The sequence below is a fragment of the Brevundimonas sp. FV2ps16 genome, assembly GCF_058681075.1.
Genome location: NZ_CM178728.1, coordinates 515339 through 541051, shown reverse-complemented (window position 1 = coordinate 541051; position 25713 = coordinate 515339). Strand labels below are relative to the sequence as shown.

General features: G+C 67.9%; 30 protein-coding genes. 28 read left to right on the top strand and 2 right to left on the bottom strand.

All coding sequences use genetic code 11. From position 1 onward, the window contains the following. The first annotated feature begins 32 nt into the window (after nt 1-32). From ACW170_RS02545 to ACW170_RS02410, 28 genes are all read left to right on the top strand, one after another. On the top strand, nt 33-806 hold the full coding sequence (locus ACW170_RS02545) for a YebC/PmpR family DNA-binding transcriptional regulator (protein WP_271164637.1): 774 nt from the start codon (nt 33-35) through the stop codon (nt 804-806). 152 nt (nt 807-958) lie between these two features. Further along, nucleotides 959-2308, top strand: coding sequence for a hypothetical protein (locus ACW170_RS02540; protein WP_492088145.1), 1350 nt, complete (start codon nt 959-961; stop codon nt 2306-2308). Nucleotides 2309-2425: 117 nt separating this feature from the next. After that, nucleotides 2426-2944 carry a hemerythrin domain-containing protein gene (locus tag ACW170_RS02535; protein WP_492088144.1) on the top strand — a complete coding sequence of 173 codons (519 nt, stop codon included), beginning with the start codon at nt 2426-2428 and terminating at the stop codon, nt 2942-2944. 45 nt (nt 2945-2989) lie between these two features. After that, a complete protein-coding gene (locus ACW170_RS02530; RefSeq protein ID WP_492088143.1) occupies nt 2990-3685 on the top strand; it encodes an MgtC/SapB family protein in 696 nt (231 codons plus the stop codon). 46 nt (nt 3686-3731) lie between these two features. Then, complete coding sequence (gene ruvC, locus ACW170_RS02525) at nt 3732-4250, top strand: crossover junction endodeoxyribonuclease RuvC (RefSeq protein ID WP_008259243.1); 519 nt, start codon at nt 3732-3734, stop codon at nt 4248-4250. Next, entirely contained in the window at nt 4247-4864 is a 618-nt protein-coding gene (gene ruvA / locus ACW170_RS02520) for a Holliday junction branch migration protein RuvA (RefSeq protein ID WP_492088142.1), read from the top strand. Before ruvC ends, ruvA begins: the two co-directional genes overlap by 4 nt. A gap of 148 nt (nt 4865-5012) precedes the next feature. Further along, nucleotides 5013-6044 carry a Holliday junction branch migration DNA helicase RuvB gene (gene ruvB / locus ACW170_RS02515; protein ID WP_154727095.1) on the top strand — a complete coding sequence of 344 codons (1032 nt, stop codon included), beginning with the start codon at nt 5013-5015 and terminating at the stop codon, nt 6042-6044. A gap of 54 nt (nt 6045-6098) precedes the next feature. Then, a complete protein-coding gene (locus ACW170_RS02510) occupies nt 6099-6494 on the top strand; it encodes a hypothetical protein (protein WP_492088141.1) in 396 nt (131 codons plus the stop codon). Between the two features lie 9 nt (nt 6495-6503). Then, entirely contained in the window at nt 6504-6962 is a 459-nt protein-coding gene (ybgC, locus tag ACW170_RS02505; RefSeq protein ID WP_492088140.1) for a tol-pal system-associated acyl-CoA thioesterase, read from the top strand. Between the two features lie 29 nt (nt 6963-6991). Beyond that, on the top strand, nt 6992-7417 hold the full coding sequence (locus ACW170_RS02500) for a hypothetical protein (RefSeq protein ID WP_492088139.1): 426 nt from the start codon (nt 6992-6994) through the stop codon (nt 7415-7417). Nucleotides 7418-7561: 144 nt separating this feature from the next. Continuing rightward, on the top strand, nt 7562-8311 hold the full coding sequence (gene tolQ / locus ACW170_RS02495) for a protein TolQ (protein ID WP_492088138.1): 750 nt from the start codon (nt 7562-7564) through the stop codon (nt 8309-8311). Nucleotides 8312-8314: 3 nt separating this feature from the next. After that, entirely contained in the window at nt 8315-8770 is a 456-nt protein-coding gene (locus tag ACW170_RS02490; RefSeq protein WP_492088137.1) for an ExbD/TolR family protein, read from the top strand. A 4-nt stretch (nt 8771-8774) separates the two neighbouring features. Further along, nucleotides 8775-9602: a hypothetical protein gene (locus tag ACW170_RS02485; RefSeq protein ID WP_492088136.1), complete on the top strand. Its 828-nt coding sequence runs from the start codon at nt 8775-8777 to the stop codon at nt 9600-9602. 119 nt (nt 9603-9721) lie between these two features. Next, the gene (tolB, locus tag ACW170_RS02480) at nt 9722-11098 is read left to right on the top strand and encodes a Tol-Pal system beta propeller repeat protein TolB (protein ID WP_492088135.1); all 1377 of its coding nucleotides are present in this window, start codon (nt 9722-9724) and stop codon (nt 11096-11098) included. 117 nt (nt 11099-11215) lie between these two features. Beyond that, nucleotides 11216-11770, top strand: a complete 555-nt coding sequence (gene pal, locus ACW170_RS02475; RefSeq protein ID WP_492088134.1) for a peptidoglycan-associated lipoprotein Pal — start codon at nt 11216-11218, stop codon at nt 11768-11770. Between the two features lie 116 nt (nt 11771-11886). After that, entirely contained in the window at nt 11887-13023 is a 1137-nt protein-coding gene (locus tag ACW170_RS02470) for a DUF3667 domain-containing protein (protein ID WP_492088133.1), read from the top strand. Between the two features lie 43 nt (nt 13024-13066). Beyond that, a complete protein-coding gene (locus tag ACW170_RS02465; RefSeq protein ID WP_492088132.1) occupies nt 13067-13915 on the top strand; it encodes a tol-pal system protein in 849 nt (282 codons plus the stop codon). Then, entirely contained in the window at nt 13906-15270 is a 1365-nt protein-coding gene (gene tilS / locus ACW170_RS02460) for a tRNA lysidine(34) synthetase TilS (protein WP_492088131.1), read from the top strand. Before ACW170_RS02465 ends, tilS begins: the two co-directional genes overlap by 10 nt. Continuing rightward, entirely contained in the window at nt 15267-17228 is a 1962-nt protein-coding gene (ftsH, locus tag ACW170_RS02455) for an ATP-dependent zinc metalloprotease FtsH (protein ID WP_492088130.1), read from the top strand. Before tilS ends, ftsH begins: the two co-directional genes overlap by 4 nt. Nucleotides 17229-17517: 289 nt before the next feature. Next, entirely contained in the window at nt 17518-18732 is a 1215-nt protein-coding gene (locus ACW170_RS02450) for an acyltransferase family protein (RefSeq protein ID WP_492088129.1), read from the top strand. A gap of 60 nt (nt 18733-18792) precedes the next feature. Further along, the gene (locus ACW170_RS02445; protein ID WP_492088128.1) at nt 18793-19446 is read left to right on the top strand and encodes a hypothetical protein; all 654 of its coding nucleotides are present in this window, start codon (nt 18793-18795) and stop codon (nt 19444-19446) included. 3 nt (nt 19447-19449) lie between these two features. Continuing rightward, on the top strand, nt 19450-19752 hold the full coding sequence (locus ACW170_RS02440) for a winged helix-turn-helix domain-containing protein (RefSeq protein ID WP_271164614.1): 303 nt from the start codon (nt 19450-19452) through the stop codon (nt 19750-19752). Continuing rightward, on the top strand, nt 19749-20552 hold the full coding sequence (gene folP, locus ACW170_RS02435; RefSeq protein WP_492088127.1) for a dihydropteroate synthase: 804 nt from the start codon (nt 19749-19751) through the stop codon (nt 20550-20552). Before ACW170_RS02440 ends, folP begins: the two co-directional genes overlap by 4 nt. A 40-nt stretch (nt 20553-20592) precedes the next feature. Then, nucleotides 20593-20937: a DMT family transporter gene (locus tag ACW170_RS02430; RefSeq protein WP_154726412.1), complete on the top strand. Its 345-nt coding sequence runs from the start codon at nt 20593-20595 to the stop codon at nt 20935-20937. After that, a complete protein-coding gene (gene thiD / locus ACW170_RS02425) occupies nt 20934-21731 on the top strand; it encodes a bifunctional hydroxymethylpyrimidine kinase/phosphomethylpyrimidine kinase (protein ID WP_492088126.1) in 798 nt (265 codons plus the stop codon). Before ACW170_RS02430 ends, thiD begins: the two co-directional genes overlap by 4 nt. A 478-nt stretch (nt 21732-22209) precedes the next feature. Then, nucleotides 22210-22791, top strand: coding sequence for a nucleotidyltransferase family protein (locus ACW170_RS02420; protein WP_492088125.1), 582 nt, complete (start codon nt 22210-22212; stop codon nt 22789-22791). Nucleotides 22792-22850: 59 nt separating this feature from the next. Continuing rightward, complete coding sequence (locus tag ACW170_RS02415; protein WP_492088124.1) at nt 22851-23426, top strand: DUF3885 domain-containing protein; 576 nt, start codon at nt 22851-22853, stop codon at nt 23424-23426. 62 nt (nt 23427-23488) lie between these two features. After that, nucleotides 23489-24298 (top strand): DUF1295 domain-containing protein, encoded by an 810-nt coding sequence (locus ACW170_RS02410; protein WP_492088123.1) that lies wholly within the window; start codon nt 23489-23491, stop codon nt 24296-24298. Between the two features lie 48 nt (nt 24299-24346). Here the strand turns inward: ACW170_RS02410 and ACW170_RS02405 are convergent, their stop codons facing one another. Then, nucleotides 24347-24652, bottom strand: coding sequence for a hypothetical protein (locus tag ACW170_RS02405; protein ID WP_492088122.1), 306 nt, complete (start codon nt 24650-24652; stop codon nt 24347-24349). Nucleotides 24653-24733: 81 nt separating this feature from the next. Further along, nucleotides 24734-25705: a glucokinase gene (gene glk / locus ACW170_RS02400; protein WP_492088121.1), complete on the bottom strand. Its 972-nt coding sequence runs from the start codon at nt 25703-25705 to the stop codon at nt 24734-24736. Between the last annotated feature and the right edge of the window lie 8 nt (nt 25706-25713).

Below are 25713 nucleotides of genomic sequence, written 5' to 3'. Positions count from 1 at the left end.
GGCTCAGGTTTCAGACTCTCGAAGACGATCCCATGGCCGGCCACTCGAAATTCAAGAACATCATGCACCGCAAGGGGCGCGCCGATGCGCAGCGCTCCAAGCTGTTCTCCAAGCTCTCGCGCGACATCACGGTGGCGGCCAAGTCGGGCCTGCCCGATCCGGCGGCCAATCCGCGCCTGCGTCTGGCCGTCAACAACGCCAAGGCCGAAAGTCTGCCCAAGGACGTGATCCAGCGGGCCATCAACAAGGCCTCGGGCGGCGACGTCGATACAATGGAAGAGGTCCGCTACGAGGGGCGGGGCCCGGGCGGGGTCGGCATCATCGTCGAGGCCCTGACCGACAACCGCAACCGTGCGGCCTCGAACATCGGCGCGGCCTTCAAGAAGAACGGCGGCGCGCTGAGCGAGATGAACTCGGTCGCCTTCATGTGGGATAAGGTCGGCCAGATCATCTACAAGGCCGAGGCCGGCACCGAGGACGAAGTCATGGAGGCCGCCATCGAGGCCGGCGCCCAGGACGTCGAGAGCGACCTGGTCAAGCCCGACATCTACGAGGACGCGCCGGGTCACACGATCTGGACTGCCTTCGAGGACTTGAACGAAGTCGCCGAGGCCATGTCCAAGGTGCTGGGCGACCCCAAGTCGACCGCCATCGTGTGGAAGCCCCAGTCGGAAGTGACGGTCACGGGCGAGGCCGTCGGCACCCTGTTCAAGCTGCTGGACGCGCTGGACGCCGAGGACGACGTGCAGAACGTCTATTCGAACGAGGACATCTCTGACGAGGATGCCGCCAAATACGCCGGATAATACCTATACGGCCTGATCGATGAACGGAGGTCTCGACACCTTCGTAACCCGCGATTAACGTCTCACACAGGACGGTGAGCGGTTCGATTCGCCTTTCGGGGCCGGAATTGAGGACGCCCGCCGCGAAGCGAGACATCGAGGCGGGCACAATCATGAAACTGACCAGGATCGACAGGGTGCTGTCGCGGGGCGGTAAAGGCGACCAGAACAAGGACGCGCCGGTTGCTCTGGACCGTGCGGCGGAACAGGACGTCGCCGGCCTGATCGGCGAACGGTTCGAGACGATCCAGGACAGTCTGGATCAGCTGTCGGAAATGGCGCAGCGGTTCGGGACGTTCGAAAGCCTGCTGGGTCAGCTGCGCGAGCCGCTGGACGCCGAGTTCAAATCGCGGCGCGACAACCACATCGAGCTGATCAATCTGCGCAACGCCAATGCGGCGACGATGAAGCAGGTCGGCGCGTTGAACGCTGAGGTCCGCAAACTGTCGGACGCCCTGGCCGAGTCCGAGGCCAAGGCCGACGATCTGGCGGCGCGCGGCGGCGAGGCGACGAACAATCTGCAGGAAGCCCGGGTCGATCTGGGGCGTCTGCGCAGCGAACTGGCCCAGGCCGCGACGCGGTTGGAGGGGCTTGAGACGACCGAACGCGCCGCAGCTCAACGGATCCGCGAGCTGGAGCAGGATCAGGACGCCCTGCGCAACCAGTTGAAACAGACCGAGGCCGGTCGCGCCGAATCCGACAAGACGCGCAGTCAGGTGCAGCGCGACCTGGCCCTGGTGCTGGAAGAAAACACCGCCCTGCGCCGCCGGATCGACGAGGTCGGCGCCGAGGTCGCGGGTCTGGCCCGCACCGCCGCCGCCGGCGAAGGCCAGCTGGCCACCGAACGCGCCCGCGCCGCCTCCGAACAGGCCGAGGCCGCCCGCGCCATCCGATCGCTGGAAACCCAGGTCGAATCGGCCCGCGCCGAGATCGCCGCCCTTACCGCCCGACTGGACACCGCCACGGCGCGCGCCAATGGGCTGGAAGTGCTGAACAGCGAACAGGCGTCGCGCCTGAACGAGTTGCAGACCGGCGCCCACGCCGTCGAACGGCGGGCCGACACGCTTCAGGTCGCGCTGGATCGCGCCGTGGAACGGGTCCGTACCCTGGAGATCGAGACCGAGGAATCGCGTCAGCGCCAGGCCTCGATGGAGGTGGCGCGCGTCGCCGCCGTCGACCGCGCCGAGGCCCTGACCAAGGCGGCCATGGCCCACGACAAGGCCATCGCCCGCGCCGAGGAACGCACCGCCAAGCTGCAGGCCAAGTTGACCGCCGCCCAGGACGAGCACGAGGCCCGCGTTCAGGCCCTGACCCAACAGATCAGCGCCCTGCGCGAGGACCTGGAAAGCGCCCGCGCCGAGGGCGCCATGTCCGCCGCCGCCCTGGACGCCGCCCGTCGCGGCCGTGGCGGTCGCGCCACCATCGCCGACGCCGCCGCCCAGCTGCAGGCCATCGTCGGCTGATCATAGTCGGGGGGCGGAACCTGCGCCGTTGACCGGGATTTAGGCGGGGACCGCGAAACCCGCCGACCCCGGCGGCCGCCAGGGCGGATGACGTTCGGGTCGCAGAGACGACCGCCTATGGACATCACCCAACTGATCCTCGACGACCACGCCGAACAACGCCGGCTGTTCTCGATCATCGAACAGATCGAGCCGAAGGACGTCGAGGCGCTGAGCGCAGTCTGGCTGAGGCTGTCGGCCTTTCTGGATGTCCACGCCGAGGCCGAGGAGCGGTTCTTCTATCCCGACCTGATAAGGCTGGGCGAGGGCGCGAACGACGCCGACGAGGGCACGGTCGAGGGCGAGACCGAGGACGCTATCGAAGATCACAACAAGCTGCGCGACGCGGTCAAGGCCGTCGAGGCGCATGAGGTCGGCAGCCCCGGCTGGTTCGCCGCCGTGGGCGAGGCCAATGTGGTCAACTCCAAACATATGGGCGAGGAGGAGCGGCAGGGCCTGACCGACTTCCGCCTGAACGCCGACGTGGCGACGCGACATGCGCTGGCGGTGAAGTTCGCCGCCTTTGAGGCCGAGCACATCACGGGGGTAAGGCCGGTCAACAAGGACCCCGAGGCCTATGTCGAGGCCCACGGCTGAGCGCCAGCCGGCGGAACGCTCGGGTTCAGGCGTCGTTGAGAGCGGATGGATCTGGGTAGTCTCGAAGGTGCGATCTTGCCGATCGTCGGCGCTGTCGTCGCCGGCGGGGTGATCGGGCTTGAGCGGGAGTGGCGTGGGCGGGCGGCCGGGTTCCGAACCCATATCCTGGTCAGCCTGGCCTCGGCTCTGCTGATGCTGGCCGCCCTGTCTCAGGCCGACTGGGCGTTCCGCGCTCTGCCAAATGAGAACATCACCACGGACCCGACCCGGATGGCGCACGGCGTGCTGACGGGCATCGGGTTTCTGTGCGCCGGGGTGATCTTCCGCACCGGTTTTTCCGTTCATGGCCTGACGACGGCGGCGTCGCTGTGGATCACCTCGGCCGTCGGTCTGCTGTTCGGGGCGGGGCTTTACGGACTGGGTGCGCTGGGCACGGCGACGACGGCCGTGATCCTGGGCGGACTGAGGCTGATCGACCGGCGCCTGCCGGGCCGGACCGTGATCGACGCCGCCGTCTGCTGGGAGCGACGCGACCCCTCGCCCGAGGCGGCGGTCCAGGCCGCGCTGCGGTCGCTGGACGCCGAGGTGCGCCCGGGGCGGTTCGAAATGACGGAGGACGGGCGAGCGCGGCGCACCTGGCGGCTGAAGGCGGCGAGCGAGGCGGACCTGCAACGCCTGGCGGAGCAACTCAGCGTCGTGCCGGGCGTGACCTCGTATCGTCTCGATCCGCGCGACGACTGAAACCGTTCATTGCCCGATAACCCTCTTTGCGGCATGAGGGGAACGGATGGCGAACGAACCTGTCAGAATCATCGGGCTGGACCCGGGTCTGAGACGCACCGGCTGGGGGGTGATCGTCTCGGACGGCGCGCGTCTGAGGTGGGTGGCGCACGGAGTGGTGGCCCCGCCCGAGGCGGCGCCCTTTTCCGAACGCCTGCTGTTCCTGTTCGAGGCCCTGGGGACGATCTGCGCCGACCACGGCTGCGAGGAGGCGGCGGTGGAAGAGGTGTTCGTCAATGTGAACCCGTCCTCGACGCTGAAACTGGGCCATGCGCGGGCGGCGGTGATGCTGGCGCCGGCGAAACTGGGCCTGGCGGTCGCGGAATATTCGCCCAATCTGATTAAGAAGGCCGTGGTCGGGGCGGGCCATGCGGACAAGAGCCAGATCGCCTTCATGATCAAGCGGCTGTTGCCGACGGCCGGCGACGTGAAGGCCGACGCCGCCGACGCCCTGGCCGTGGCGGTCACCCATGCGCAACTGAGGAAACGGTCTTTGCTGGAAGCCATGCACCGGGGGGCGGCGTGATCGGGCGATTGAGAGGCGTGCTGGCCGAGGTCGGAGAGGCGGACTGCCTGATCGACTGCGCCGGGGTCGGCTATGTCGTGTCGTGCGGGGCGCGGACCCTGGGACGGCTGCCGGCGCTGGGCGACGAGGCGACGGTCCATGTCCATTCGCAGTGGAGCGAGGACGCGGGGCCGCGCCTGTACGGATTTCTCACGCGGGACGAACGGCGGGCCTTCACCACCCTGCTGGCCATCCAGGGCGTGGGGCCGAAGGCAGCGCTGGCGGTGCTGGACGTGCTGCCGCCGGGCGAACTGGCGGGGGCCGTGGCGCGCGAGGACAAGGCGGCCGTGGCGCGGGCCAATGGGGTGGGCCCCAAGCTGGCGCTGCGGATCGTCACCGAGCTGAAGGGCAAGCCGCTGGGGGACGTCAGTTTTGCGCCCACAGCGCCGGGCGTCCATGTCGAGATCGCGCCGCCCCCGCCGTCCTTGACCGGAGAGGCGGTCTCGGCCCTGCTGGGGCTGGGCGTGGCCGAGGTCAATGCGCGTCGGGCGGTGGATCAGGCCCTGATCCGGCTGGGCGACGAGGCGGAACTGCCGGCGGTGATCCGGGCGGCCCTGCAGGAGTTGGGGCGGTGAGATTTTCTGTTCCGCTCATCCCGGCAAAAGCCGGGATCCAGGTCTTTGGGCGCTCCGGTGTCGATCCGAGAGCTCGGGTCTGCGCCCGGCGCAGAGTGATGCGAAAACACTGGGTCCCGGCTTTCGCCGGGATGAGCGGAAGTTGGATATGACCCGCATCATCTCTCCAGAAGCCGAAACGGGCGAAGCCTTCGACCGCGCCCTGCGGCCCCAGACCCTGTCCGAGTTCGTCGGCCAGTCCCAGGCCAAGGGCAATCTGAAGGTCTTCATCGACGCCGCGCGCGGCCGGGCAGAGGCGCTGGACCATGTGCTGCTGTTCGGGCCGCCGGGACTGGGCAAGACGACTTTGGCGCAGATCGTGGCGCGCGAGCTGGGGGTGGGGTTCCGGGCCACGTCCGGCCCGATCCTGGCCAAGGCGGGGGATCTGGCGGCGATCCTGACCAATCTGGAGCCGCGCGATGTGTTGTTCATCGACGAGATCCACCGGCTGAGCCCGAACGTCGAAGAGATCCTGTATCCGGCCATGGAGGACCATGTGCTGGACCTGATCATCGGCGAGGGGCCGTCGGCGCGCTCGGTGCGGATCGATCTGGCGCCCTTCACCCTGGTGGGGGCCACGACCCGGGCGGGCCTGTTGGCCACGCCGCTGCGAGACCGGTTCGGCATCCCTCTGCGGCTGGAGTTCTACACGCCCGACGAACTGACGGCCGTGGTGCGGGGCACGGCGCGCAAGATGGGCGCGGCCATCGACGAGGCCGGTGCGCGCGAGATCGCGTCGCGGGCGCGGGGCACGCCCCGGATTGCCGGGCGGCTGCTGCGCCGTGTGCGCGACTTCGCCTCGGCGGACGGCGCCGAGACCATCTCTAAACTGGTCGCGGCGAAAGCCCTGGCCCGGCTGGAGGTGGACGAGGCCGGGCTGGACAGCCTGGACCGGCGCTTCCTGAAGGCCCTGATCGAAAACTACGGCGGCGGGCCGGTGGGAATGGACACCTTGGCCGCCGCCATCGCTGAGGCCCGCGACGCGGTCGAGGACGTGATCGAACCCTATCTGCTGCAACAGGGCTTCATCATGCGCACCCCGCGCGGCCGCATGGCCTGCGCCAAGGCCTATGCCCACTTGGGCCTGAGTGCGCCGCCCCCGCCCGCCGCCGGTCCCGTGCCGGGCGACCTGTTCGACTGAGGCTTGCCAAGTCCCGGCTCGTGTCGTTGAATCGCCGCCCAAGCGGAGCGCGCCATGACCGTTCGATCCGACGCCGTCCCGACCTCCCGCAAAGCGACGGCGTTGCGCCGCGCGGGCCTGGCGGTCGCGGTCGTCGGCTGCGCCGCCGTCGCCGCCGGACTGTGGGCCATGGCTCAGGGGCCGCGCGCAACGCCGCCGGAAGCGCCCATGCCGCGTGTGGCGCGTCAGATCGACGAGCAACTCGGGAGCAGCGCAGAGCTGCGATATTCGGAGCTTGGCGAGAAACGCGCGGCCTGCGGCTATGTCGGGCGCCGGCGCGGCGGTCCGGCGGTCGGTTTCGTCTCCCTGCCCAACCGCATCCTGTTCAGCGACGATCCCCTGCCGATGGAGTTCCGCGAAATGCGCGAACGCTATTGCCCCGGCTTCCTGACCACCCCGCCGACGCGCTAGACTGGGGCCATGACCGACCTTCCCACCGCCGGCCGTTTCGACGGACGCGACCACCTGTTGCCGGTGCGCGTCTATTACGAGGACACGGATTTCACCGGTCTGGTCTATCACGCCAACTATGTCCGCTATTTCGAACGGGGGCGGTCGGACTTCCTGCGGGCCATCGGCGTCGGCCACGCCGATCTGCTGGAACAGGATGAGCCTTTGGCCTTCGTCGTGTCCGAACTGAACATCCGCTACCTGAAGCCGGCGCGGATCGATGACGCCCTGGTAGTGCGCACTGTCTATGAGCAGGTGAAGGGGGTGCGGCTGATCATCCGCCAGAGCGTGGAGCGGGCCGGAGAAGTGCTGTGCCGTGCTGATGTGACGGCGGTCTGCATCCATCTGGACGGCCGCCCGCGTCGACCGTCGAAGGGGTTGGTCGAGAAGGTGACGCCCTGGCTGGCGAAAGGCGCCGGCGCCGATTAGGATCGGACGAACTCGGGGGAGGTTAGACCATGGAAAATCAGGGAATCACCGCCAGCGCGGTCATCGTGAGCTTCCTGCTGCTGGTCCTGGTGATCGGCGGCGGCCTGGCCGGCTGCCCCTATTACAAGGTCTGGGAACGCAAGATGGCGGGCCAGGCCGAGCTGCAATACCAGCAGGGCGCGCGTCAGGCCCTGATCGCCCAGGCGGCGGCCGAGGACGAGGCCGCCATCAAACGGGCCGAGGCGGCGACGCGCCGGGTGCTGGGCTGGACCGACGCGGCCAAGCGCGGCTGCGAGGCCCTGGGCCGACCCGGCGACCGGGCCTGCGAGGAACAGCTGGTCCGCGACGCCGCCACCTATTCCATCGCCAAGGAAGGCCACGAGGGCGTGATCATCAGCCTCGGCGCCCCGGTCTCCGTCGCGGTCGATCCGAACCGTCGTCCGGCGTCGGAATGATCCGGATGACGCGCCTGTCAGGTGACGGGCGCCCTCTGGCCCGCTAGAAGCCGCCCTCGCCACACAATGGTCACGCCCGCTCGGTCGAAGAGGGCGTCGCCTGTTTTTTCCAACCCCGCACCCGATTCCGCCCGGAGCGCCTGAATGACTACGCCCGTCGACGCCTCGATGATGAACCCCGTCGAGCTGTTCCTGACCGCCGACTGGGTGGTGAAGTCGGTGATGATCGGTTTGGCGGCGGCGTCGCTGTGGTCCTGGACCATCATCATCGACAAGGCCTTCCGGTTCTTCGCACTGAACAAACAGGCGGACGAGTTCGAAAAGGCGGTTCAGTCCGGCCGGTCGCTGGAAGATGTGGCGACCCAGGCCGGGCCGTCGCCGGAACACGCCCTGCCGCGCATGCTGGTCATCGCCCTGTCCGACTGGCGCGAGGCGCGTCAGAAGGGACCGTTGAACGACCATCAAGGCGACCTGCTGATGACCCGGATCGACCGGGCGCTGAACAGCCTGATCTCGCGTGAAGGCCAGCGGATCGAGAATGGTCTGGGCGTGCTTTCGGTGGTGGCGACCGCATCGCCCTTCATCGGCCTGTTCGGCACGGTCTGGGGCATCATGAACGCCTTCGGCAATATCGCGGCGGCGGGCAACACCAATCTGACCACTGTGGCGCCGGCCATCGCCGAGGCCCTGTTCGCCACGGCCATCGGCCTGGCGGCGGCCATCCCGGCCTATATCGCCTACAACAAGTTCTCGATCGACGCGGGCAAGTTCACCGGCCGGCTGGAAGCTTTCGCCGACGATCTTCAGGCGGCCGTGGCGCGGCGTCTGGGCAGTTCCGCGACGCCCCCGGCCCCCGCCCCGACCTCGGGCCTCAACCTCAAGCGGGGCGTCTGAGCCATGGCGCTGGGCGGCGGTGCGAGCGGCGGCGGGTCGCGTCGCGGGCGGCGGGGGCGCAGAGGCCCCCTGACCGAGATCAATGTCACGCCCCTGGTGGACGTGATGCTGGTGCTGCTGATCATCTTCATGATCTCGGCGCCGCTTCTGACCGTGGGCGTGCCGGTGGAACTGCCCAAGACCGAGGCCAGCGCGGTCGATACCGACAACGAACCCCTGTCGGTCAGCATCGACCAGCAGGGCGCCATCTTCATCGGCGAGAGCGAGACGGCCTTCGACGATCTGGCCGTGAGCCTGCTGACCGAGGCGGGCGGATCGGACAAGGCGGCCGAGCGTCCGGTCTTCGTGCGGGCTGACGGCCGTGCTCCCTATCAGGCGGTGGCGCGGGTGATGGCGCGGCTGTCGGCCTCGGGCTTCACCAAGCTGAACCTGATCACCGACACGGCGCCGGAGGCCTGATCGCTTGCGTCGTCCCAGCCCCGCCATTCTGGGATCCATCGCCCTGCACGCCGGGGTGGTCGCGCTCGCCTTCGTTTCGTTTTCACACAAGGCGGACGAGCCCAAGCCGCTGGTGAATTCGGTGCCGGTGTCCATCGTCTCTGAGACGGTGATCGAGGCTGCGGCCGCCGACAATCCGCAGCCGGAACCCTCGCCCGAAGACGCCGCCACCGCCCCGGTCAGCGCGCCGGAGGAGCCGACGCCGCCGGTCCCGCAGCCGACGCCGCCGCCGCCGACCCCCACGCCTGCGCCGCCGCGTCCGACCCCACGTCCGACGCCGACGCCGCGACCCACGCCGCCCCGGCCCGCCCCGCCGACGCCGGAGAAGGCTCGACCCACCCCGCCCCGTCCGACCCCGCCGACCCCCGCGCGGCCCGCGCCAAAGCGGGATGAGCCCAGCCTGGATCTGGACGCATTGGCGGGACCGACGCGCAACACCAACCAACGCGGGCGGCCGGCGACGGGCCAGCAGGGGGCGGGAACGGCCAGTCGTGCAACCGGGCCGCAACTTGCTGCGTTGGCGGGGCAGGTGAATCCCCACTGGAACCTGAACTGCGATCTGCCGGGTATGGACGCCATGACCATTCGGGTGACGGTGCGCCTAACTTCTGATGGGCAGATCGTCGGTTCGCCACGTCTGGAACAGCCGCGCAATGATGCGACTTGGCGGGCCGCCTCCGACGCCATGCTTCGCGCGCTGCGCGCGGCAGCGCCTTTTGACGTACCCACCGGCTTCCAGGCTCAGGAAGTGCCCTTCCGGTTTGAAACTGCGCGAAAGTGCGGAAGTCGCTAAACATTCCGTGACGGGTATCCAACTCGACCGAATGTCGCCCCAATCGCCGTGAAGCTGGCGATTGTCACAACGTCCAGCGATAAGGACGAGACTGTCTTTCCAAGCCTGGGAGCAAATATATGCGTCTGAACCTACTTCTGGCCTCGGCCGCCGTCGCGGTCCTGGCCGCGCCGATGATGCACAGCCCGGTTCACGCTCAAGCGGGCTCCCAAGGCGCGCCGATGCAGGATGTCGTCGTCGATGACGGCGTGCTCAAACCCCTCCAGATCGCCATCGTCCCCTTCACCGGCGATCACGGCACGGACATCTCCAATGTGGTCAGCGGCAATCTGCGGCGTTCCGGCTTCTTTGAACCGTTGGATCCGTCCGGCTTCATTGAGACCGGGCTGACGCTGGCGAACGCGCCCAACTACCCGCAGTGGACCCAGATCGGGGCCCAGGCGGTGCTGTATGGGGCGGTGACGCCGCGGGCGGACAACCGGCTGGACGTCGGCTTCCGCCTCTATGATCCCTACCGCCAGTGCCAGTTGGTCAGCTATCAGTTCACCGCCACCCAGGAGCAGTGGCGCCGGATCGCGCACAAGATTTCGGACGTCATCTATCAGCGGATGACCGGCGAGGCGGGCTTCTTCGATTCCCGCGTACTGTTCGTCTCCGAAGAGGGGACCCAGTTGAACCGGATCAACCGTCTGACCATCGCCGACCAGGACGGGTTCAACCCCACCTATCTGACCCAGGGCGACGAGGTGATCATGTCGCCGCGCTTCTCGATCTCGCAGCCGGACGAGATCACCTATGTGGCGCTGGGCAAGGACTACAGCCGGATCTATCTGCGCAACCTGACGACCGGCCGCACCGAAAGCCTGGGCGAGTTCGACGGCCAGGTGCTGGCCCCGCGCTTCTCGAACGACGGCAACAAGATCGCCTTCTCCATTATCCGCGGCGGCAACACCGACATCTATGTGATGGACCTGCGCAGCCGGCAGCTGTCGCGCCTGACCTCGGATCCGGGCATCGACACTTCGCCGTCCTTCAGCCCGGACGGCAGCCAGATCGTGTTCAACTCGGACCGGTCGGGCACGGCGCGGCTGTATGTGATGCGGGCCGACGGATCGGGCCAGCGGCCGATCTCGCGCGGCGGCGGGGTCTATACGGCCCCGTCCTGGAGCCCGACCGGCAATCTGATCGCCTTCACCAAACAGGGCGGCGGCCGGTTCTCGACCGGGGTGATGAACGCCGACGGATCGGGCGAGCGTATCCTGTCGTCCAGCTATTTCGAGGAGGGGCCGAACTGGGCGCCCAACGGCCGCTATGTGATGTTCGCCCGCCAGACGCGCGGTGGCGACACCCGGCTGTGGACCGTGGACCTGTCGGGGCGTGTGGTGGCCCAGGCCGGCTACAACGGTCGGGGCACGGACCCGGCCTGGTCCCCGCTACTGGACGCGCCGCCATCGAACATCGGCCTCGGCCAGGGGGCGGACAGCTGCCCCAACTGACAGCCGAGCGGTCAACAAGCCGTTATTCCCCCTGTCATACAAAAGCGATACCCGGCACAATATACGGCCACGCTTGAGGCCGCCGTCCTCACCCCGACTGTTTCAGGAGACGACCCAATGAAGACTTCCCGCATCCTCACCCTGGCCATGGTCGGCTGCGCCGTCGCCGCCATGGCGGCCTGTGCTCGCAAGCCCGTGGAAGGCGCGGTGCCGACCCAGCCGACTGCTCCGACGACCGGCCCCGCCTACCCGACCGCGCCGACCGGCCCGGTCTCGGGCGGAAACATGGGCGCCGCCGCGCCGGGCTCGGAACAGGACTTTGTCGTCAACGTCGGCGACCGGATCTATTTCGACCTGGACTCCTATGACGTCCGTCCTGAAGCCATGCCGCGTCTGGACGCCCAGGCCCAGTGGCTGGCGCGCTATCCGCAGGTCACGGTCCGCATCGAAGGCAACGCCGACGAACGCGGCACCCGCGAGTACAACCTGGCTCTGGGCGCCCGCCGCGCTGAGGCCGTGCGCACCTATCTGATCAATCGTGGCGTGCCGGCCGGCCGTATCGACACCATCAGCTACGGCAAGGAGCGCCCGATCGCCGAGGGTTCGAGCGAGGACAGCTGGGCGCGTAACCGCAACGCCCACACCGCCATCGTTTCGGGCGCTCCGCGCTAAGGACGACGGTCCCCAGGGACTGGAATGATGAGAGGCGTCGGCGCAGTCCGGCGCCTCTTTTCTTTTGCCCCCGGCGTCCGCTAAGTGGGCTCAAGCTCTGCCGGGGGGATAGGCGCGTGGATATCGAAGGGGCCGGTGGCGCGATCACCGGAGGATTGGTCGCGGGGGCGATCGAAAAGCCGACGGGTCATGCGGGCGAGGCCGGACACGGGCTCTGCTCCGACTGCGGCGCGCCGACCAGCGGCAATTTCTGTTCCAACTGCGGTCAGCCCACCCACGTCCACCGCACCCTGCTGCACCTGGGCGAGGAACTGCTTCACGGCGTCATGCACTTCGACGCCCGTGTCTGGCGGACCCTGCCGCTGCTGGCCTTCAATCCCGGTCGGCTGACGCGGGAATGGGTCGAGGGCAAGCGGACGCGGTATGTGTCGCCGTTGGCGATCTTCCTGTTCACCCTTTTCGTCATGTTCTTCGCGCTGAGCTTCATGCCCCAGCACGAGGCGCCGGTGGTGCTGGCCCAGGACATCCAGGCGCAACGTCAGGAACTGGTCGAGGCCGAGAAGGCCCTGGCAGAGGTACGGGCCGAGGCGGTGACAGACCCGTCCGGCATGGCCCGTGTCGGGATCGAAGGCGGCCAGGCGATGGTGGCCCAGAAGCGGGCCGAGCTGGCGCGGCTGGAAACCGAGCAGCGCGAAGGCCGCGCCGACGGCCTTAAGCCGGGCAGCTGGCAGGCCAGCATCAAGGACATCGCGTCGGGCGACAAGGTGTCAGGCGGCTCGACCAAGCTGAAGGTCATGGGCAAGGAGGCCGACGAAAACGATCACGGCTTCGGCGCGACGGTGTTGAAGAAGCTGCAGAATCCGGACCTGGCGGTCTATAAGCTGCAACAGACGATGTACAAGTTCGCCTTCCTGCTTGTGCCCTTCTCGATCCCCTTCCTGGCGCTTCTGTTCATTTGGCGACGAGGCTTCACCCTGTATGATCACGGGGTGTTCGTCCTATACTCGTTGACCTTCATGGCCCTGCTGCTGATGGCCATGGTGTTGGCCGGGACGATCAACAGCAGCCTGGGCGCATGGGTCAGCGGGCTCGGATTTCTGGCCATTCCCGTCCATGTCTTCGCCCAACTGAAAGGGGCCTACAGCCTGTCGTTCTTTTCGACGCTTTGGCGAACGATCCTTCTGCTGTTCTTCTGCAACATCGTGGTGGTTCTGTTCGTCATGTCGATCCTCTATCTGGGCCTTGGGCACTGACTGCGCCTTGCGGCGGCCCCAAATCGGTGGAACCTAGAGACCCATGATGCTCAAGCTCTCCTTCATGCGCACCCGCGCCTTCGCCGCCACCGCCGTCGGCCTTGTCCTGATCGCCGGGGGCGCGGTGGCGCAACAGGCGGCGCCCAATATCATGCAACCGATTGAATGGGACAAACGTCGCCTCGAGCAGCTGGACCGCAATGTCCGCCGGCTGGAGCGGGCGCTGACGCAGCGCAATGCTGCGGGCGAGCCGGTGCTGGTGGAGCCGGATCCGGAGGTGGTCACGCTGCAGAGCCAGTTCGGCTTGATGAATCAGCGACTTGGGGATCTGGAGGCCACGGTGCGTCGGATCAACGGCGACAACGAGCGGCTGACCTTCCAACTGGACGAGGCCCAGCGCGACAGCGCCGCCCTGCGCACCCGATTGCTGGACGCCGAAGCCCGGATCGAGAAGCTGGAGACGGCGGCTGAGCTGAACGCCCCCATCGAAGCCAATTCGCCGACCGGCGACGCGGTTCAGGATCTGGCCGCCGCTGTGCGCCTGATGGGCAGCGACCGGCCGCGCGGCGCGCGGGCGCTCGAGACCCTGGTCGTCACCTGGCCCGATACGCCCCAGGCGCGCGAGGCCAATTCGCGCCTCGGCGACATCCGCGTCTCGTCCAACGACAAGGCGGGGGCCGTGCCCTTCTACGCCGCCGCCCTGAAGGACTGGCCGCGTATCGGCTGGGCCGCCGACACCACGCTGAAACTGGCCGACGCCCTGTTCGCCACTGATCGCAAGACCCAGGGCTGCGCGGCGCTGGGCGAATTCACGCGCCGCTACGCCCCCGCCGCCTCAGACCCCCAGAAGGCCCGCGCGGCCCAGATGAAGACCGCCAACGGGTGCAGCTGACGCCCGCCGGCGCTGTAAAAGACCCGGGTCTGACGGCCCGGGTCTTTGCCGGGCTGGATCGACGGCTGAGACGGGATGACGACCGCCCGGTCGCTCTCGCCCTGTCCGGCGGCGGCGATTCAATCTCTTTGTTGAGGCTGGCGGCCGCCTGGGCGGGCGACCGCGGGCGACCCCTGTTGGCCCTGACGGTCGATCATGGACTGAACCCCTCAAGCGCGGATTGGACCCGGTTCGCCGGCGCTTCGGCGCGCGCTGTAGGCGCCGATTGGCGGGCGCTGGCCTGGGATGGTGAAAAGCCGACGACGGGTCTGACGGCGGCGGCGCGCGGGGCGCGGCACCGGCTGATCGCGGCGGCGGCGCGCGCGGCCGGCGCGCGGGTCGTCCTGTTCGCCCATACGGCCGACGACGTCGCCGAGGCTGACCTGATGCGGGCCGAGGGTTCGACCCTGGGGAGGGTACGGGAATGGTCGCCGTCGCCGGTCTGGCCTGAGGGGCGAGGCCTGATGCTGCTGCGGCCCCTGCTGGGCGAGCGGCGCGAAACCTTGCGGACCTGGCTGGCGGCTGAGGGGGCCGAGTGGATCGAAGACCCTGGCAACACCGACCCGCGTTTTGGCCGTAGCCGGGCGCGGCGCGCGCTGGCGGGAACGGCGCCGGATATTGGCCATGCCGGCGGGGCGGCGGGAACAAACGACGGCGGTTCTCACATTGGAGTTTCGGTCACGGCTGAGGGGGCCGCGTGGGTCGCGCGCGACGTCGGCGCCAGATCGCTGGCGGCCGCTCTGGTCTGTGTCGGCGGCGGGGCGACGCCGCCGCGGGGAGATCGGCTGGCGCGACTGATGCAACGACTGGGGGCGGGGGAAGACTTTGAGGCCACCCTGTGCGGGGCTCGGATCGAAGCGAACGGCGCGACTGTGGTTCTGATGCGCGAGGCCGGAGAGCTTGTCCGTCGTCCGCCAGGGTCGCTGGTTCTGGAAACCGGCGTTGAAGCGGTCTGGGACGGCCGGTTCGCCTTCTTGGCGCGGACGCCGGGCTGGTCCGTCGTTCCGGCGCGGGGGCGTCTGTCTGATCTGTCGGCGGCCGATCGGACCATAATCGGCGCGCTTCCGGTCGCGACGCGTGGCGGGTTTCCGGTCCTGATCCGGGACGTCGAAGCGGGACCGGTTCTTGCAAGTCCGCAGGTCGAACGGCGCGAACTGGTCTCCGAAAGGCTCAGTCTGGCGCTGGACGAAACGACGCATGAAGACGATCTGAATGCGCCGCCATGGCGTAACGCCGTGGAAGCGCCTATTTTCCGAGACAGACAATCCAGACCGTCGATCCAATCGGAGCCGGCGGACGACCGAGGACCTCAATGAACCTGCGTAATCTGGCGATCACGGGCGTCATCATACTGGCCCTGCTAGCGGCCTACGCCGCCGTCTCGCAAGGCGGAGCCATGACCGGCATGGCGGCCCAGGGCCCCGGCGCCGCCCGGCCCGAAACCATCACCTATTCCCAGCTGGTGCAGCGGGTCGAGGCCGGCGACATCAAGGAAGCCACCGTGCGCGGCGACCAGGTGACCGGCGTCTACAAGAACGACGGACGCTTCACCGCCACCACCCCTTATCCGAATGAGCAGCTGGTCAATTCCATGCTGGCCGCCGGCGTCAATGTCGACGCCAAGACCACGCGCCAGTCGATCTGGATGAGCCTGCTGATGGGGATTCTGCCCATCGCGCTTCTGGTCGGGGTGTGGATCTTCTTCATGCGCCAGATGCAGGGCGGGGCGCGCGGCGCCATGGGCTTCGGCAAGTCCAAGGCCAAGCTGCTGACCGAGCACAAGGGCCGCAAGACCTTCGACGACGTCGCCGGCGTGGACGAGGCCAAGGAGGAACTGCAGGAGGTCGTCGACTTCCTGAAGGATCCGGGCAAGTTCCAGCGCCTGGGCGGCAAGATCCCCAAGGGCGCCCTGCTGGTCGGCCCTCCCGGCACCGGCAAGACCCTGCTGGCCCGCGCTGTGGCGGGTGAAGCCGGCGTGCCCTTCTTCTCGATCTCGGGTTCGGACTTCGTCGAAATGTTCGTCGGCGTCGGCGCCAGCCGCGTGCGCGACATGTTCGAGCAAGGCAAGAAGAATGCGCCCTGCATCATCTTCATCGATGAGATCGACGCCGTCGGTCGTCATCGCGGCGCCGGCCTGGGCGGCGGAAACGACGAGCGCGAACAGACGCTGAACCAGCTGCTGGTCGAGATGGACGGCTTCGAAGCGTCCGAGAACATCATCCTGATCGCCGCCACCAACCGTCCTGACGTGCTGGACCCGGCTCTGCTGCGTCCCGGCCGTTTCGACCGTCAGGTGGTGGTGCCCAACCCGGACGTCTCGGGCCGCGAGCGTATCCTGCGCGTCCATATGAAGGACGTGCCCCTGGCCGCCGACGTGAACACCAAGACCATCGCGCGCGGCACGCCCGGCTTCTCGGGCGCCGACCTGGCCAATCTGGTCAATGAGGCGGCCCTGACGGCGGCCCGCAAGGACCGTCGCATGGTCACGCACCGCGACTTCGAGGACGCCAAGGACAAGGTGCTGATGGGGGCGGAGCGTCGCTCGATGGCGATGAACGAGGAAGAAAAGCGCCTGACCGCCTATCACGAGGCCGGTCACGCCATTGTCGCCATGAACGTCAAGATGGCCGACCCGGTGCACAAGGCGACCATCGTCCCGCGCGGCCGCGCCCTGGGCATGGTGATGCAGTTGCCGGAAGGCGACCGCTATTCGATGAAGTACCAGCAGATGATTGACCGGATCGCCATCATGGCCGGCGGTCGGGTGGCTGAGGAGCTGATCTTCGGCAAGGAGAACATCACCTCGGGCGCCAGCTCCGACATCGAACAGGCGACCAAGCTGGCCCGGGCCATGGTCACGCGCTGGGGCTTCTCCGAGAAGCTGGGCACGGTGGCTTACGGCGACAATCAGGAAGAGGTCTTCCTGGGTCACTCGGTCGCCCGCAGCCAGAACGTCTCGGAAGAGACGGCCCGCACCATCGACGAGGAAGTCCGTCGTCTGGTCGCCTCGGGCTGGGACGAGGCCCGCAAGATCCTGACCGACAAGGCCGATCATCACGAGAAGCTGTCGCAGGCCTTGCTGGAATACGAGACCCTGTCCGGCGAAGAGATCAAGGATCTGCTGGAGAAGGGAGTCGCCCCGAACCGCGACGAGAACAACTTCCCCAACGCCGGCCCTTCGGTCTCGGTGCCGGTGACGCCGGTCTCGGATGGAACCACGGTCGAGATCCCGGTCGCCGCCCCGGCCGCGACCAGCGTGCCGACGGTTCACTGATCCGGGGCTCTTCCTCCGTCATCCTCGGGCTTGACCCGAGGATCGGCGGGGGACCCGGCTGTGCGTCGCCTTTGACGCAATGCCGCTGAACATCCGGTCCTCGGGTCAAGCCCGAGGATGACGGTGGTGAATGGACCCACCGGGAGAGCGATCTCCTGGCGGTTTTTCTTTGCCTGCGTCGCCGCGCCCATCACCCCCATCCGCAAGCAGCGACAAAGGGCACTTTCAACTAGTTTGAATTTCAGACTGGTCTGTGAGATACCGTCCCGTCCGCAACGGGAGGGTTGTCATGGCGCTACACGAAATCGATCGAACCGAGCGGCTTCATGCCCTCGACGGGCTGCGGGGCGTGGCCCTGCTATTGGGCGTCTTGCTCCACGCGAGCATGTCCTTCTTTCCAGCCCAGATCTGGATCGTCGGCGACGACCAGCGGTCGGTGTGGGCCAGCGGACTGTTCTTCGTCATCCACCTGTTCCGAATGACCACCTTCTTCCTCATCGCGGGGCTGTTCGCCCACATGATGTTGGCGCGCACGGGGGTGTGGGGGTTCGTAAAGAACCGCCTGGTCCGGATCGCCGCGCCGTTGGCCATTTTCTGGGGCCTGGTGCTGACGGCCATCGTTGTGGTCCTGATCTGGAACGCGGGCCTGCAAGGAATGACGGCCGCCGATGCGCCGCCGACGCCGGAATACGACTGGACCAATATTCCGCTGACCCACCTGTGGTTCCTGTGGGCGCTGCTGATCTTCTATGTCGCGCTGCTGATTCTAAGGGCGCCCTTCGCCGCGCTGGACCGGAGCGGCGCCTGGGGGAGGGTGATCGACGGTATCACGACCGGCCTGATCGGCCCGTGGGGGCCGTTCGTCCTGGGGGCGCCGCTCGCGCTGGCCCTGTGGTTCCAGCCGAACTGGATCGCCTTCTTCGGCGTGCCGACGCCGGACGCGGGACTGATCCCCAATACGTCGGCCCTGGTCGGGTTCGGCCTGGCCTTCGGCTTCGGCGCCTTGCTGGATCGTCGGCGTGATCTGCTGGGCCGAATCCAGGCCTGGTGGCCGGCCTATCTGGGACTGGCGATGGGAGCCGGAACCACGGCCCTGATGCTGGCGGGCGGGCCGGACCCGCATCTGGTCCCGATGACCGATCCGACGACGAAGGCGATGACGGCGGCGGCGTTCGGCGTCGCGACCTATGCCTCGGCCTTTGCGACCATGGCCCTTGCTCTGCGGTTCTTGGGGGGACACAGCCCGACGCGGCGTTATCTCGCCGACGCCTCATACTGGATTTATATCGTTCATCTGCCGCTGGTGATGGCGGCCCAGGTGCTGGTTCAGGACTGGGTCATGCCCTGGCCGGTCAAGCTCGCGCTGGTCGTCGGCGGGGTGCTGGCCGTTTCGGTCGCCAGCTATGAACTGCTGATCCGACACAGCTTCATGGGCCGCTGGCTGAACGGTCGCCGGGTTCCCTGGCGGCGCAGCCCCGCGCCCGTCCTGTCTCCCGCCGAATAGCTTGCCAACCCCGGCCGCCGCGTCCATCCGAGTGACGCGCCCGCCGCAGAGGAATCATCGATGATCGACACGTCCCGCAGCACGCCCGAGGCCGACCTGGCCTTCCTCCGTTCGATCGTCCAGGGCGGGGGCGATCCGAGAGCGACCCTGACGATGGGGGTCATGTATCTGGCCGGCGGCCTGTTGTACGGGCTTCAGTGCCTGGTCCACATCGGCCAGTCGCTAGGCGTGGTCCGCTGGCCGGGCCCAGTCAGCCTGGCCTTCGTCGCCGGGATCACTGTGGCCTTCCTGGTGGTGATGGTCTGGGCGATCCGCGAGGACCGCAAGCGGCCGAAGGCCAGCCCCATCGTGACCCGTACCCTGAACGCGGCCTTCAGCGGGGCGGGCATGGCCAATCTGGCCATCATCATCGTCTTCGGCTTCGGGTCGGCGCGGGACAAGGACTTCGCCGTCTGGCTCTATTACCCGGCCATGATCTTCGCCCTTCAGTCAGCGGCCTGGTATGTGGCCTGGACCCTGAAGAAGAAGGGCTGGATGCTGGCGGCGTCGCTGGGAGGATGGGCGACGGCGGTGGCGCTGGGCCTGCTGGTGCGCCAGCCGCTGGTCTATCTGTATGTCGCCACGGCGGCGCTGTTCCTGCTGTTTGCGGGGCCGGGCTGGATCATCACCCGCGAGTCGCTGAGGAAGCGCACCGTCGATGCGGACGCCGGCTGATCCATGGGGCTGAACGACCTGGGGCGGATCGACGAGGTCATCCACGGCCGCATGCGGCTGGGGATCATGGTCTATCTGGCCGACGCCGAGGCCGCCGACTTCACCGAGCTGAAGACGGTGCTGGAGGCGACGCAGGGCAATCTGTCGGTCCATATCAAGAAGCTGGAGGAGGCCGGCTATGTCGCCGTGGCCAAGAGTTTCGTGAACAACAAGCCGCTGACCCGGGTGTCGATCACGCCTGAGGGGCGCAAGGCGTTCGGCGTCTATCTGGAGGCCCTGGGCGGGCTGATCGGGAGACCGGGATGACGGTTCAGGTCATGGGGATCGTCAATGTCACGCCTGACAGCTTCTCCGACGGGGGGCGGTGGGAGTCGACGCAGGCGGCGGTGGACCAGGCGATGCGGCTGGTCGAACAGGGGGCGCAGGTGCTGGACATCGGCGGCGAGAGCACTCGGCCGGGGGCGGAGCCGGTGGGCGAGGCCGAGGAGATCGAACGGGTCGCGCCGGTGATCGCGGCCGTTCGCGCGCGCTGGGATGGGGCGATCAGCGTCGATACGATGAAGCCCGCCGTGGCCCTCGCCGCCGTCGCGGCGGGGGCGGGCATGTGGAACGACGTGACGGCCCTGAGCCATTCGCCGGACAGTCTGGCGGTCGCGGCCGAGCTGGGGTGCGAGGTGGTGCTGATGCACATGCGGGGGGAGCCCCGGACGATGCAGGCCGATCCCCGCTATGGCGAGGTGGTGGGCGAGGTGCGGGACTATCTGCGCGAGCGGGCCGAGGCGGCCATGGCGGCGGGCGTGGCGCGGGACCGTATCTGGCTGGATCCGGGCATAGGGTTCGGCAAGACGCTGGCGCACAATATGGCGCTGACGGCGCGGCTGGGCGAACTGGTCGGGCTGGGGTTCCCGGTGCTGTACGCCGCCAGCCGCAAGCGGACGATCCAGGCGGTCGATGCGACGGCGGTGGAGGCGACCGACCGGCTGGGGGGCTCGCTGGCCCTGGCCCTGGAGGGGGCGAGGCGTGGGGCGCGGATGGTGCGGGTCCATGATGTGCGCGAGACGGTTCAGGCGCTGAAGCTGCTGGCGGCGGTGGCGGCAGCGGAGTGACACGCTTGCCCCCGGCGACGGCCTGGGCCATCTGGTCCCCATGTCCTGGGTCATGTCGATCAATCCGTGGGTGACGCTGGTCGTCGCCGGTCTGCTGGAAGTGCTGTGGGCGTCCGGCCTGAAGAATGTCAGCCTGCAAAGGCCGCTGACCTCGCTGGGGGTTCTGGTCGCGCTGGCCGCCAGCATGATTCTGCTGTGGGTGGCGACGCAGAAGCTGCCGATCGGCACGGCCTATGCCATCTGGACCGGGATCGGGGCGGTGGGGGCGGCCCTGGTCGGGATCGTCGTCTATGGCGAGCCGGCGACGGCGGTGCGGGCGGTGTGCATCCTGCTGATCGTGGCGGGGATCGTCGGGCTGAAGCTGTTCTCGGGGGCGCACGCATGAGCCTTCATCGGGGGAGAGTGCTGGTCCTGGCAGGGTCGGATTCGGGCGGCGGCGCCGGGATCCAGGCCGACATCAAGGCGGTGACGATGATGGGCGGGTTCGCCGCCACGGCGATCACCGCGATCACGGTGCAGAACACCCTGGGGGTTCACGGCGTCCATCCGCTGCCGCTGGAGTTGATCGCGGCCCAGGCGCGGGCGGTGCTGGAGGACATCGGAACCGATGCGGTCAAGACCGGCATGCTGGGCTCGGTCGAGGTGGTCGAGACGGTGGCGGCCCTGCTGGACGAGGCGGACGCCCCGGCGGTGGTCGATCCGGTCATGGTGGCCAAGGGCGGCCATCCGCTGCTGCCGGACGCGGCGGTGGAGGCGGTCCGGACCCTGATGATCCCCCGTGCGGCCCTACTGACCCCCAATGCGCCCGAGGCCGAGGCCCTGACCGGTCTGGCGGTGCGCGATATCGACGGTCAGCGGCGGGCGGGCGAGGCCCTGCTGCGGCTGGGCGCGCGGGCCGTGCTGATGAAGGGCGGTCATGTGGACGGACCGACAGTGATTGACCTGTTGATGACGACCGACGGGGAGACGGTGCTGGAGGCCGAGCGGATCGACACCCGGCATACCCACGGCACCGGCTGTACTCTGGCCAGCGCCTGCGCGGCGGGCCTGGCCCTGGGGCGGCCGCTGGAGGTCGCGGTGGCGGAAGCCTGGGCCTATGTCGGCGAGGCGATCCGGCGCGCGCCGGGTCTGGGCGGGGGGCATGGGCCGCTGGATCACGGCTGGCCGGTGCGGGGCTGAGGCGAATGGCGTGGCGCTAAAATAGGGCGCCATCTGTGCCATGTCTCGTAAGTGTCTGTGGTGAAAGCGAAAATTTCCGGTGCGAAATGGCACTGTGTCACGTGGCGACTTCTATGGGCGTCTGGCGATGTCAAAGACCGAGCCGCCATTATAAGCGGGGCTGAATGGGCGCCGGGTATTTGGTCGAACTAATGTTCAAGTCTCTGAATTGCTGAAGGCTTGTTTCGAAAATTGTGCGCGTAATAGGTGGTCGGGGGTGGGATGGCCGGCCGTTGCAGGCGCGTGTTTTGCTTTGGGGTCGTCATCCTCGCCCCTGTGGCGAGGATCCATACGCCCGGTGTTTCCACGCAGTGCGCCGTCGTCGATACCGGGCGTATGGATCCCAGGGACAAGCCCTGGGATGACGGGGAGGGAGAGGGCTGGGGATGACGGCGCGCGACGTCTCCCGCTGAACGGACGTGGAGGCTAAGGGTAGGCAATGAGCGACGCCCTGAGCCTGAAGCTAATCGAAATCGTCCGCGCCGATCCCGGCCTGATGCACGTCCTGCGGACGGTGCGGGGGTTTGATCTGCCCGACTGGCGGCTGGTGTCGGGCGCCGTCTACCAGGCGGTGTGGAACGCCAGGACGGGGCGGCCGGCGGGGTACGGGATCAAGGACTACGACCTGGCCTATTTCGACGGGTCGGACCTGTCCTACGAGGCCGAGGACGTCGTGATCAAACAGGTCGCCGCCGCCTTTGACGAGCCCTTCCGCAGTCAGGTCGAGGTGCGCAATCAGGCGCGGGTGCACCTGTGGTTCCAGAACCGGTTCGGCGAACCCTATGCGCCGTTGCACGCGACCGACGAGGCCCTGGGCCGGTTCGTGGCCCCGACCTTCGCCGTCGGGGTGCGGCTGGAGGCGGACGACACGATCACGGTGGCGGCGCCGTTCGGGCTGGAGAATGTGTTCGCTATGGTCGTCCGGCCGAACCCGAACCGGCCGCTGGCCAAGGGCTGGGCCAAGACCATCGAGAATGCGCGGGGGCGTTGGCCGGAGCTGACGGTGGTTGAGCCGCGCTGAGTCTCAGGCGGCAAGACAGGGTGGATGACGTTGGTCGGCGACTTGGTTACGGTCTTGGGATGAACCCGTTCCAACAGCTGTGGTCGCGCTTTCACGATGGTCATTGGCCTGTCGGCTATAGGCTCAGGGAAAGTGGCGCGGCGAACTGGGTTCGTTTCCATTCGCTGCCCAACTCGAAGCGATACGCAGACAGCGACGACGAGCGCCGCATGATCCTGGAACGCCAGAATCTTCTTGCCGCAGAAGTGCTGAAATCGGATCCGTGCTGGTTGGTTCAGACGCATTGGGTGACGCCTGCCGGAATGGTCGATGTGGCTGACGTCAACGATCCGTTCGCCGCCACGCGGCAGTTCGGTCTCGAGTCCGTCTTCGAGTTCGCGCAAGACGATGACGACGAGGTGGTATGGCGAGTTCATGCGGGGCCGGTTCGATGGACCGAAGGCTCTTTTGACGCGCTTCTGGCAAGCATCGCTGAAGGCGAAGCCGGTCCGACGCTCTGGATGTCGGAGGCGACAGGTTCGATCTTCGCTCCCTACGACGGCGGGATTGATCTGTTTCTGGCTGAGGCGGGGCCGGTTGCTTCGCTGAAGATGAAGCATGGCGATTGGCTATCCAGCCATCCTGAAGGCCTGTGAGACCGACGCGGTAGGCTGAGCCTGCGTAACGATGCGATCCGTCGTGTGGTGTGGCGCGTACTATGCCCATGACCCTGACCGACATCCTCATCCTGCTGGGACTGAACCTGGCCCTGATCGTCGCCGTGATGCTCGGCCTGTGGCTGGTCGCCCTGAAGCTGAAGGACGTCAGCTTCATCGATGCGGTTTGGCCGCTGGGGATGTTGTTGCTGGCGGTCGCGACCCTGCCGCGCGCGGACGGCGATCCCGCGCGCAAGGCGCTGCTGGTCGGGTTGTGCGCGGTCTGGGCCTTGCGGCTGGGCTGGCACCTGTTCCGGCGCTGGCGGGCCAGCGGGGCGGATGGGCGGTATGTGCAGATCGTCGAGGATCAGGAAAAGTCTCACGGCTGGTCGTTCGCCAAGACGGCGCTGTTGTTCGTGTTTCTGCCCCAGGCGGTTCTGGCCTGGCTGACCTCGCTGCCGGTGCAGATGGGGCAGGTCGCGGCCCAGCCGGGGCTGGGGGTCGTCGCCGGGGTCGGGGCGGTGCTGGCGGTGGTCGGGATCGTGTTCGAGAGCGTCGGCGACGCCCAGCTGGCGGCCTTCAAGCGCGATCCGGCGAACAAGGGCAAGGTGCTGGATACCGGCCTGTGGCGCTATACGCGGCATCCGAACTATTTCGGCGACGCCTGCGTCTGGTGGGGGCTGTGGCTGATCGCGGCCGAGACGGGCGTGGGCCTGTGGTCGATCGCGGGGCCGATCTTCCTGACCTTCACCTTGACGCGCTGGTCGGGGATCGGGATTACGGAGAAGGCGATCAACAGGTCGCGGCCGGGGTATGCGGACTATGTGAAGCGGACCAGCGCCTTCGTGCCGTGGCCGCCTAAGGCGGGCTAAGGCGCAAAAGCCCCCGCCGCGAACGACGGGGGCCGGTTGGCGCCGACCTTAGTTGGTGGTCGGGGTGTTGTGGGTGGTCATGCCGCCGTCGGCGTTGCCGCCCTGTTGCTCGATCTGGTCGGCGCGACGGTCGGCGTTTTCCTCGACCTGATCGGCCTGGCGGTTCAGGGCGTCTTCCTGGGCGTCGGTCGGGGCGGCGTCGGCCTGGGCTTCCAGCTGATCGGCGCGGGCTTCGCCCTGGGCCTCGACGGCGTCGGCGCGGCTTTCGGCGGCGCGGTCAGCGGCGCTTTCACCGCAGGCGGCGACGCCCGACAGGGCGAACAGCGAGGCGGCGGCGATGGCGAACTTTTTCATGGCGTTTCCTTCCGTTTTTGGAGCGGAGGAAACGTCACGGCGGCGGTTGGGTTCACGCCGCCGTGAGCTTTTCGTGAGGCCTTAGCCCTCGGCTTCGGCGAAGGCGACGCGGGCGGCGCCCAGCAGGGCCGCATGTTTGTGCATGATCACCTTGGTCGGAATCTCGGACATATAGTCCTTGAACCGGCCCTTGCGCTCGAACCTCTGGCGGAAGGGGCTGGACTTGATGAAGGGCAGGATGCGCGGGACGATGCCGCCGGCGATATAGACCCCGCCGCGCGCGCCCGTGGTCAGGGCGATGTCGCCGGCGACCGCGCCCAGGATGGCGCAGAAGCGGGCCAGGGTGGCGCCGCAGGGGCTGTCGGGGTCGTTCATCGCCGTCTCGGTGATCTGGGCCGGATCCTCGATATGGGTCTCGCGGCCGTCGATCTCGGCCAGGGCGCGGTGCATGTTCAGCAGGCCGGGGCCGCAGATCAGGCGTTCGATGGAGACGCGGTCATAGCGGCGGCGCAGGATGCGCAGGATCTCGTCCTCGACCGGATCGCCGGGGGGGAAACAGGCGTGGCCGCCTTCCGACGGCATGGCCATCTCCTTGCCGTGGGCGTCGCGCACCAGGGCCGAGACGCCGAAGCCGGTGCCGGGGCCGAGGACGGCGACGGTGGCGTGCGGATCGCCGTCGACGGGGCCGCCCAGGCTTTCCAGCTGGTCTTCCGGCACCACGGGGGCGCCCCAGGCCAGGGCCTCGAAGTCGTTGATCAGCTTGACCGGTTTCAGGCCCAGGGTCTGAAGTTCGGCTTCCGACACGCGCCAGGGCGAGTTGGTCAGGTCGATCTCGCCGTCGGTGACGGGGCCGGCGACGGCGATGACGCCGCCGGTCGGCTTGACCTCGCAGCCCTCGATGAAGGCGGCGACGCCTTCAAGGAAGGTCGGATAGGTCTCGGCCGGGAAGCTCTCGTGGTGGTCCAGCACGGGCTTGCCGTCCACCATGCGGGCCACGGCGAAGCGAGCATTGGTGCCGCCGACGTCGCCGACGAGGAGGGTCTTGTCATTCATAAGGCGTT